The organism is Streptomyces sp. P5F9 (assembly GCF_057961495.1).
Map to the genome: position 1 here is coordinate 1 of NZ_JBXVPZ010000448.1, position 7,859 is coordinate 7,859.

Here is a 7,859-nt window from a genome sequence, read left to right on the forward strand (position 1 = left end):
CCGCCGCCGGTCGCTTCGGCGAGGCGGGCGTACTCGCCCGTGAAGTCGCCCCACGGCTGGTCGCTGGCGAAGAGCACCCGGTCGTGGCCAGTGCCGCGGCGCTCGATCTCCTGGGCCAGCCAGCGGGGAGTGAAGCCGATGGCCCAGGAGAGGTCGGTGTAGACGTGCTTGCCGGTGGTGATCCAGTCGAAGAACCGGGAACCGGCGAGCTTGATGTGGCCGCTCATCCCGCCGCCGAAGTGCACGAGATGGACGGGGACTTGGTCGGCGTACCAGTCGACCAGGTGGCCGACCTCGTCGATGTCGGAGGCGGCACCGGGGGAGGTGTGGACGTGCACCACCAGCCCGTGCCGGGCCGCCTCGGCGAAGATACGGTCCAGATGGGGGCGGCAGGCGGGGTCGGTGGGACGGCCGCCGAGCAGGAAGCTCAGCTTGAGCGCCTTCACGCCCCGCTCGCCCGCCAACTCCAGTGCCTGGGCTGTGCGTTGTTGGTCCTCGGGGCGCGGGGAGACCCACAGCCCTGCTCGGATGCGGTCGTCGGTCTGGGCGGCCTCGATCGCCAACTCGTTGAAGGAGAAGGCGATCGCGGGGTCCGGGACGCCGTAGTTCGGGATGACCAGGGCGCGTTCGGTGCCCTCCGCGTCCAGGTCGGCGATCAGCTGCTTCACGGTGGCGCGGGCGTTGGTGTCGGGGTTGACCGGCGGGCCGCCGTAGAAGGGGTAGGCGGGCAGGACGCCGATGTGGCGGTGTGCGTCGTAGACCATGTGTCGTCCCGTTCCTCTTCCTCTCCTCTTCCTCTCCTCTTCCTCCGCCTCAGCCGATCGGGAGGGCGGAGGCGAGGTCGGTGGGGGCGCCGGTGAGGGTGCCGCAGACGTCGGCCAGGCGGCGTGACGCCTCGATGTGGTTCGCCAGGAACTCCGCGTCCCTGCCCACCGCTTCGAAGCGTCCCGAACCCCAGGAGTGCTGCCAGGGCAGGCCGAGGAAGTACAGGCCGGGGACGCTGGTGGCGCCGCGCCAGTGCATCGGGTAGCCGCGGCCGTCGAAGACCGGTGCCTCTATCCAGCGGTGGTCGCGGCGGAACCCGGTCGACCAGACGACGGACGTGATGCCGGCCTGGGCAAGGTCGAGTTCGCGCGGCTGGTCGTCCGGCTCCCACACGGGTACGTAGCGGGGCTCCTCCGGTGCCGCGATGCCCTGGGCGGTGATGTGGGCGTCGATGGCGTCCTTGATGCCCTCCGCCACGGCGTCCGCGTGATCGAGGTTCACCTTGAGGTCGTCGGCGAACTCCAGTGCCGTACCGCCGACTTCGGTCAGCCGCCCGTACAGCCGCATGCCGTCGCGGGCGAAGGCGCGCAGGTCGATGTCGCGGCCTCCGTCGCGCCCGGTGACGTAGTGGTTGACGCGCATCCGGACCGCGCCGGCGTCGTCGAAGTCGTCGATGCTCTTCGCGTAGTGGCCCATCTCGTCGAGCCACGCCACACAGTCACGGCCGCGGTAGAAGCGGGCGACGCGTGGCGCACTGCCGACGGCCAGATGGACCTGGCGTCCGGCGAGGTGCAGGTCCTCGGCTATCTGGCAGCCGGACTGGCCGGTGCCGACCACCAGGACGGCGCCCGGGGGGAGTTGGGCCGCGTTGCGGTAGCGGGAGGAGTGGACCTGGGTGACGGAGTCGGGCAGCCGCTGGGCCATCGGCGGGAGGGAGGGGGTGTGGTACGGGCCGGTCGCTATGACGACTTGGCCGGCGCTGAAGTCCCCTTCCGTCGTGGCGAGTTCGAAGACTCCGCTCGGGGAGCGGCGCAGCCGGGTGACCGTCACGCCCTCGACGAGCGGTGGGCGGAAGTGGGCGACGTAGGCCTCCAGGTACCGCACGATGTCGTCGCGGACCATGAAACCGTCGGGGTCGTCGCCCTGGTAGGGGTAACCGGGCAGCCTGCACTGCCAGTTGGGGGTCACCAGACAGAAGGAGTCCCAGCGGCGCTCGCGCCACTCGTGTCCGACCCGGTGGGCCTCGATCACCACGTGGTCGATGCCGCGTTCACGCAGCTCGTGGCTGACGGAGAGTCCCGCCTGGCCGCCGCCCACCACGGCCACCGAGTAGTGCGCGCCGGCCAGCCGTGTCGCCGGGCTCATCGGAGGCTCCCGTCGGCTCCGGTGAGGGCCTCGACCGTGACCTTGGCGCCGTCGATGTCGCCGTACGCGGCGGCCGTCCGCTCTATCCGCGCGAGTTGGCCGGAGGCGCCGGTGCAGTAGAAGCCGAACTTCTCCCGTACACGCTCCCCGGCGATACCGAGTGCTGTACGGCTGCGCTCGACGAATTCGGTGAGCTCGTATTCGGCGCCCGGGGTGAAGTAGTCCTCGACTACCGTGGAGGGTGAATAGCAGCGCTGGGTCAGTCCGTCGGGCCAGCGCACATCGAAATACATCTCGGGCATGACATCCTCCATGCCGCGCGCCGAGGTCTTGCCACCTCGCCGCTCTCCATGGCGACCAACTTCAGCCCTGCGGATTTCCGAACGAAGTCATCGGGAACAAAGGGGAGTTGCGAAAACCTCACCGCGACTCGGGGGCGGTGTCAGCTATTTGTCACCGCCCGTCGACGTTTCGGCGGACGGCCAATGGGCGAGCGAGATCATCCCCATCACCCGGCGTATCAGGTAGAAGGCCAGCGGCAGTTCGACGAACAGTGCCAACGCCACCGACCACCAGATCTCCGACGTGCCGAAGGCGAGGGACACGTCGAACCACGCGTCGCAGATCAGCAGGACCGACGTGGAGAGCGCAGCCAGGACGACGGCGCGGTTCCGCCGCCAGCCGAGCAGCGCGGTGGACGCCATCGCGACCACGAGCAGGACGTCGAAGCCGACCCAGGTCAGGCGCCACTGATGAACCTCGTACCCGGACGGCAGTGTCACCGCCAGCAGGACCGTCCACGGGATCAGTCCCACGGCGCAGACGGTCAGCAGCTCCAGGGTGTGGCGCCGGTGCCGGCGTACCCGCTCCAGCACGTCGGGCGTCGGAGAGGGGGCCTCGACCCGGTTGCGGGTGTCGGCGTTCATCGCGTCGCTCACCTCGACTGCTCCGTTCTCAGACGTCCGGTGGTGATCCAGTACTACTTCCAAGCCAACGCCCCCTTCGGCGCCGTTTCTTCCCGAGGCGGCGGGTGCGGATTCCACGCTTCCGGATCCCGTCAAAACGGATGGATCGCTCCGATAGCGGAGAATCTGGGCGGCGGGCTAAACTCGCGCAACCTACGACCCGGGGAGGGTCCGGTATGCGACGGTGGGCCGAATTCGTTCTGCGGCATCGCAAAGCGGTGGTGGCGTTCTGGGGCCTGGTTCTGGTCGCCGGCATCCTGCTGGCCGGTCGTACGACGGACCGGCTGACGATCGACTTCTCGCTGCCCGGCCAGCCCGGCACCGTGACCGCGCACAAGATCGAGGCAGCCTTCGGCAGCGGCGGCGACACCAACCCCTATCTGGTCGCGGTCACCCTTCCGGCCGGGCAGACGATCACCGGTCACGAGACGGACGTCGCGAAGGTGTTCACGGCCACAGGCACGGCGGTACCGGGCCTGCGCGTGATCGACGAGGCGAACACCGGGGACAAGGCCTTCCGGACGAAGGACGACCGCACCGCCTACGCGCTGGTGTTCTACCGGTTCAACCCGTCACCCAGCCAGAAGGCGCTGACCGATCCGATCCACGCGGCGGCCGAGAAGGCCAGTCCGGCGGGCGCGGTGATCGGGGTGACCGGCGAGGACCCGCTGGCCTCCGGCGGCGACAACGGTGGTGGACCCGGGGTGCTCGGCGAGACGCTCCTCGGCGCCGTCGGCGCACTCGCCGTCCTCGCCTTCGTGTTCGCCTCCTTCCTCGCCCTGCTGCCGCTGCTCGTGGCCGCGGTGTCGATCCTCGCGACCTTCGTGATGCTGCTGCCGCTCACCTATGCCACCGACGTGTCGTTCATCGTGCAGTTCCTGGTCGCCCTGATCGGCCTGGGCGTGGCGATCGACTACTCGCTGCTGTTCGTCACCCGCTGGCGGGAGGAGCGCGACCGAGGCCGGGACAACCACGAGGCGGTCGTGGTCGCGATGCAGCACGCCGGGCACGCGATCGTGTTCAGCGGCGTCACGGTCGCCATCGGCCTGCTCTCCCTGGTCGTCCTGCCGGTCCCGTTCCTGCGCAGCATGGGCTACGGCGGCGCGCTCATCCCGCTCGCGAGCGTGCTGACGACGCTCACCCTGACCCCCGCGATCCTGGGCGGCATCGGGCCGAAGGTCGACTGGCCCAAGATCCGGCACGAGAACCGGGCGAGCCGGTTCTGGAGCCGCTGGACCGCCGCCGTCGTACGGCGCCGCTGGATCGCGGCCGCCGCCGCCCTGGCCGCGCTCGCGGTCCTCGTCGGCGTCTTCCTCGGCATCAAGATCGGCCTCGCCTCCTCGGAGTCGCTGGCCAAGAGCGGTCCGGCCTACGAGACCCTGCACACCCTGGAACGAGGCGGCGTCCCGACCGGCGCGCTGACCCCGATGGAGGTCCTGGTCAGCACCGACCAGGCGAAACCTGTCGCCGCCGAGCTGGCCAAGGTCGACGGTGTGACCAGCGTGCTCGTGCCGACCGGGCCCGCCGGCAGCCGGGGCGGACAGAGCATCGTCGTCGTGATCCCGGACACCGAGACGGTGAACTCGAAGAGTGTCGACGTCGTCAGACGGGTCAAGACCGCCACCGAGCACCTGCCCGGCGTCGTCGGTGTCGCCGGCGTCGGCGCGGCACAGATCGACTTCCTGCACGCCGTCTACGGCAACTTCCCGCTGATGCTCACGATCATCGCGCTGCTGACGTACGTCCTGCTCGTGCGCGCCTTCCGATCCCTGCTGCTGCCGCTGAAGGCGGTGCTGCTCAACCTGATCTCGCTGGCGGCGACACTGGGTCTGATGGTGCTGTTCTGGCAGGACGGCCACGGCTCGAACACGCTCTTCGGCATCGCCGCGACCGGGGCCGTCACGTTCTGGATCCCGATCATGATCTTCGCGTTCCTGTTCGGACTGTCCATGGACTACGAGGTGTTCATCCTCTCCCGCATCCGGGAGGAGTACGACGCCGGCCTCACCACCGACGACGCGGTCGTCGAGGGCATCGGACGCACCGGCCGACTCGTCACCAGCGCCGCACTCATCCTCTTCCTCGCCTTCGCCGCACTGGCCTCGGGACCGGGCACCGACCTCAAGACGCTGGCGACCGGCCTCGGCATCGGCATCCTGCTAGACGCGACCGTCGTGCGGATGCTCCTCGTCCCCTCCCTCGTCTCCCTGTTCGGCGGCTGGAACTGGCACCTGCCCGCCTGGGCGGCCCGCCCACTGCGCGTGCAGCCGTCCTATCCGCACCCGGAACCTTCCGTGCTCGGGCCGACGCCACCCGCCGACTAGGCCCCCGCCCAGGACCTCCTGCCGAAGCGGAACGGCGTGAGTGTCTCGGGGCGGTGGCCGGTGCGGACGTACTCGGCGAGGCGGTGCCCGGTGACGGGCCCGAGGGTGACGCCGAGCATGCCGTGCCCGGTCGCCGCGAAGGCGTTGTCGTGCCCGGGGACGCGGTCGATGACCGGAAGCCCGTCGGGGAGGAAGGGCCGGCCGCCCACCCACGGGTCGCGGATGAGGCTCACCAGGTCGTCGGGGTCGTCGAACCAGCGGCCCAGATAGTGCCGGCTGGCGAGCGCGACGGCGACGATACGGCGCCAGTCGAGGCGGTTGTTGTTGCCGCTCAGCTCCATCGTGCCGCCGATGCGGGTGGTGGGGCCGATCGGCGAGGCGACGGCCCTGCGCTCGCCGAAGTACAGCGTGTGCCGGGGCGCCGGGTCCAGGTCGACGGAGAAGCTGTAGCCCTTTCCCGCCTGGAGCGGCAGGGGATGGCCGAGCGACCCGAGCAGATCCGAGGAGCGCATGCCGGCCGCGATGACGGCGGCCGAGCAGGGGATCTCGCCGGTCGCGGTGCGCAGCGCGGTGACGCGGTTGCCCTCGGTGCGGAACCCGGTGGCCTCCGTGTTCTCGTGGATCTTCACGCCGGACGCGGCGAGCGCCTCGCCCAGCGCACGGGCGAACGCCTCCGGATCGACCACGCCCTCGCCCTCGACCAGATAGGCGGCGCGGACGCGGGGGGACAGCGCCGGGTCGAGGAGGCGGGCCTCGTCGCCCGTGACCACGTCGTCGGGCAACGGGTAGCGGCCGTGCGCCATCTGCCGCTGGACGGCGAGGTGATGGCGGGCCTCGGCGGGGGAGAGGAACGCGTGCACCATGCCCGGCCGGGTCAGACCGGTCTCGACCCCGGCCGCGCGCAACCCGTCGAAGAGGTCGAACGTGGTCCGGTTCAGCTCGGCGATCGCCGTGTAGCCGCGCCGGAACGCGGCCGGTGTGCTGCTGCGCCAGAACCGCCACAGCCACCGTACGAACGCCGGATCGGGCAGCGGCCGTAGATACAGGGGCGAGTCCGGGCGGCCCAGGGAGCGGAGCGCGTAGCGCACCACGCCGGGGGCCGGGACCGGTGTCGAATGGCTGAGGCAGACCCAGCCCGCGTTGCCCCGGGACGCCCCGGAACCCAGAGCGCGCCGCTCGACGACCTCCACCTCCAGGCCGGCCTCGGCCAGGTAGTAGGCCGTGCACAGGCCCACGACGCCGCCGCCGACCACGACGACCGGACCGCCCTGCCCGGTCATGACGTCGATCCGTAGGAGGCGAGGAACTCGCGGGTGCGGGCCTGTTCCGGGTGGTCGATGACCTGGTGGGGACGGCCCTCCTCCACGATCCGGCCGCCGTCGACGAAGACGACGTGGTCGGACACCTCGCGGGCGAAGGGGAGTTCATGGGTGACCAGCAGCATCGTCATGCCGTCCGCGGCCAGTTCGCGCATCACGCTGAGCACCTCGCGGGTGGCCTCCGGGTCCAGGGAGGAGGTGGGTTCGTCGAAGAGCAGCACCTCGGGCCGGAGCGCCAACGCGCGGGCGATGGCGACGCGTTGCTGCTCACCGCCGGAGAGCCGGTCGGGGAGGGCGAGGCCGCGGTGGGCCACCCCGACCCGGCGCAGCAGGGCGACGGCCCGCTCCAGGGCCTCCGACTCCGGTACGCCGGCCTTGCGTTGGGCGACCACGACGTTCTCCACGGCCGTGAGATGGGGGAAGAGGTTGAAACGCTGGAAGACCATGCCGACCGTGCGGCGCAGCCCGGGCAGATCGCGGCAGACGATGCCGCCGTCGCGGTGCACCACCTCCCCGGCGACCTCCACCGTGCCCCGGTCGGGCCGCTCCAGCAGGTTCACGCAGCGCATCAGGGTCGTCTTGCCGCCTCCGCTCTGGCCGATGACGCTGACGATCCGGCCGCGGCCGACCTCAAGACTCACGTCGTCGAGCACGAGCCGGCCGTCGAAGGACTTGCTCAGCCCCTCGATCCGAACGATCGCTTCCGCAGGGGCAGTTGGGTCGGTCTTCGCCGTGGTGACGGGCTCGGTCATACGGCCGGCTCCTTCAGGTTGGCCCCCGTGCCGAGCTCTGCGGCGAGCAGCGCCCGCGCCGTACGCACCCGGCGCCGTCGCCAGGGGGACAGCGGGACGCCCGCGCGCACCTTGCGCTCCAGCAGCAGAAGGAATTGGGAGAGCGGATAGCACAGGGCGAAGTAGATGGCCGAGATGACCAGGTACACCTCCAGCGCCCGGAAGGTGGCGGACGTGATGAGCCGTCCCTCCGACATCAACTCGGCGGCGGACACGGTGACCAGCAGCGAGGTGGACTTGAGCAGGTCGACCAGCATGGTGTTGGTGCCGGCCAGCGCCTGCCGGACCGCCTGCGGCAGCACGATGTGGACGAAGATGCCCACCCGGCCC

7 protein-coding genes and 1 pseudogene are annotated in these 7,859 nt (G+C 70.6%); 1 reads left to right on the forward strand and 7 read right to left on the reverse strand.

From position 1 onward, the window contains the following. From AC31A1_RS41990 to AC31A1_RS42005, 4 genes are all read right to left on the reverse strand, one after another. A partial coding sequence (locus AC31A1_RS41990) for an amidohydrolase family protein (RefSeq protein WP_489658345.1) occupies positions 1-764 on the reverse strand: 764 nt, incomplete at its 3' end. Between the two features lie 49 nt (positions 765-813). Then, positions 814-2,130, reverse strand: a complete 1,317-nt coding sequence (locus AC31A1_RS41995) for an MSMEG_0569 family flavin-dependent oxidoreductase (RefSeq protein ID WP_489658346.1) — start codon at positions 2,128-2,130, stop codon at positions 814-816. After that, positions 2,127-2,432, reverse strand: coding sequence for an MSMEG_0570 family nitrogen starvation response protein (locus AC31A1_RS42000; protein ID WP_489658347.1), 306 nt, complete (start codon positions 2,430-2,432; stop codon positions 2,127-2,129). Before AC31A1_RS42000 ends, AC31A1_RS41995 begins: the two co-directional genes overlap by 4 nt. Positions 2,433-2,576: 144 nt before the next feature. Continuing rightward, the gene (locus AC31A1_RS42005; RefSeq protein ID WP_489658348.1) at positions 2,577-3,068 is read right to left on the reverse strand and encodes a hypothetical protein; all 492 of its coding nucleotides are present in this window, start codon (positions 3,066-3,068) and stop codon (positions 2,577-2,579) included. Positions 3,069-3,271: 203 nt separating this feature from the next. On the opposite strand from AC31A1_RS42005, the gene AC31A1_RS42010 reads away from it, so the two are divergent. Next, entirely contained in the window at positions 3,272-5,419 is a 2,148-nt protein-coding gene (locus AC31A1_RS42010) for an MMPL family transporter (protein WP_489658349.1), read from the forward strand. Here the strand turns inward: AC31A1_RS42010 and AC31A1_RS42015 are convergent. The 3 genes and pseudogenes from AC31A1_RS42015 to AC31A1_RS42025 form a co-directional block, all read right to left on the reverse strand. Continuing rightward, on the reverse strand, positions 5,416-6,699 hold the full coding sequence (locus AC31A1_RS42015) for an NAD(P)/FAD-dependent oxidoreductase (RefSeq protein WP_489658350.1): 1,284 nt from the start codon (positions 6,697-6,699) through the stop codon (positions 5,416-5,418). The two genes, AC31A1_RS42010 and AC31A1_RS42015, sit on opposite strands and share 4 nt — an antisense overlap. After that, positions 6,696-7,490, reverse strand: coding sequence for an amino acid ABC transporter ATP-binding protein (locus AC31A1_RS42020; protein WP_489658351.1), 795 nt, complete (start codon positions 7,488-7,490; stop codon positions 6,696-6,698). Before AC31A1_RS42020 ends, AC31A1_RS42015 begins: the two co-directional genes overlap by 4 nt. Beyond that, positions 7,487-7,859, reverse strand: a pseudogene (locus AC31A1_RS42025) (amino acid ABC transporter permease); the annotation flags it as partial. The pseudogene AC31A1_RS42025 and the gene AC31A1_RS42020, both read right to left, overlap by 4 nt.